We start from the raw sequence: 1,428 nt of genomic DNA, 5'->3' as shown, positions 1-1,428 counted from the left end.
TGAAGTGACCCCCAATAGTTGGACAATCAATTACTGGGGGTTTTTTATGTCTAAATATAATCGGAATTTAAAAATTGCTATCGCCAACCAATGCCTAGCGGGAGAATCATCAGAAGCACTTTCAAAAATGTATGATATTTCTTCTCGGCAGATCCGATATTGGGCCCAAGTAGTGACTATTCATGGTAATAATGCTTTCCAGCCCACACCTCATTTACGTTGTGCAAAAGCAAGGTTACAAGCCATAAAACTTATGTGGACACATGATTGGTCTCTCGGTCACACTAGTGCCATACTTAACTTAACTACGACTGGCACTCTATCTCTCTGGCTTGATAGATATGATAAATACGGGTTCAAAGGGTTAGAGTGTTGCTCAAGAGGAAGAAAGCCTATGGACTTCTCCAAAATAATAACTGATCGTCCTGACGATGAAAAAACACTTGAAGAATTGAAAGAAGAGCTTGCCTACTTACGTGCAGAAAATGCTGTACTAAAAAAGTTGGAAGAGTTGGAACAAATAAAACGACGGCAAGCAAAGAAAAGACGTTAATTGTTTTAGCCCTAAAAAATCAATATTCACTCAAACACTTGCTTCATGCTACGAAACTAGCAAAAAGTGTGTTCTATTATCACGTTAGCGTATTAAAAAAACCAATAGCTTATGAGAAAGAGCTGACGCGAATTGAAACTATTTATCATGAACATAAAGGTCGTTATGGTTACAGACGTATTCATTTAACGCTGAAAAATGAAGGTATTATGCTTAATCATAAAACCGTACAACGATTGATGGGGCAACTTAATTTAAAATCAACAGTAAGACCGAAGAAATACCGTTCATATCGGGGAGATGTGGGTAAAGCAGCGCCTAACTATCTCAAACGAAATTTTAAAGCGACTAAACCGAATGAAAAGTGGGTAACTGATGTCACTGAATTTAAAGTGAATGAACAAAAAGTGTATCTATCCCCTATTATTGATTTATATAACCAAGAGGTTGTGGCTTATAAAGTGGCTAAAAATGCGCGTTTAACGTTGGTTACAGAGATGCTAAAAAAAGGGCTATCTCGGTTAGGAGAAGCTCAAAAACCACTCTTACACAGTGATCAGGGTTGGCAATATCGACACAAGCACTACCAGAGACAGTTAACAGACAATGGAATTAAACAAAGTATGTCAAGGAAAGGTAACTGTTTAGATAATGCCGTTGCTGAGAATTTTTTTGGTCTATTGAAATCGGAAATGTATCATGGATATCATTTTCGAGATGCCGATGAACTGATTGATAAAATTGGCGAATACATAGAGTATTACAACACCAAACGAATTAAAGCCAAATTAAAAGGCCTGACTCCGATTGAATATCGAAATCAGGCCTTACAAGCCGCTTAACTAAAAGTGTCCAACTTTATGGGTTCACTTCAA

The 1,428-nt window shown here is 37.3% G+C and carries 2 protein-coding genes; both read left to right on the top strand.

Translation table 11 applies throughout. The features are described from left to right. The coding region (locus PR809_RS20030) for a helix-turn-helix domain-containing protein (RefSeq protein ID WP_272524692.1) at positions 1–553 on the top strand (553 nt) is incomplete at its 5' end. After that, a complete protein-coding gene (locus PR809_RS20025; protein WP_195698793.1) occupies positions 451–1,395 on the top strand; it encodes an IS3 family transposase in 945 nt (314 codons plus the stop codon). The genes PR809_RS20030 and PR809_RS20025, both read left to right, overlap by 103 nt. Positions 1,396–1,428 lie beyond the last annotated feature (33 nt).

This window comes from Providencia sp. PROV201, assembly GCF_028479545.1.
Taxonomy (GTDB): Bacteria; Pseudomonadota; Gammaproteobacteria; order Enterobacterales; family Enterobacteriaceae; genus Providencia; species Providencia huaxiensis.
Note: the sequence above shows the minus strand (reverse complement) of the source record. Positions and strands in the feature narration are given on the sequence as shown.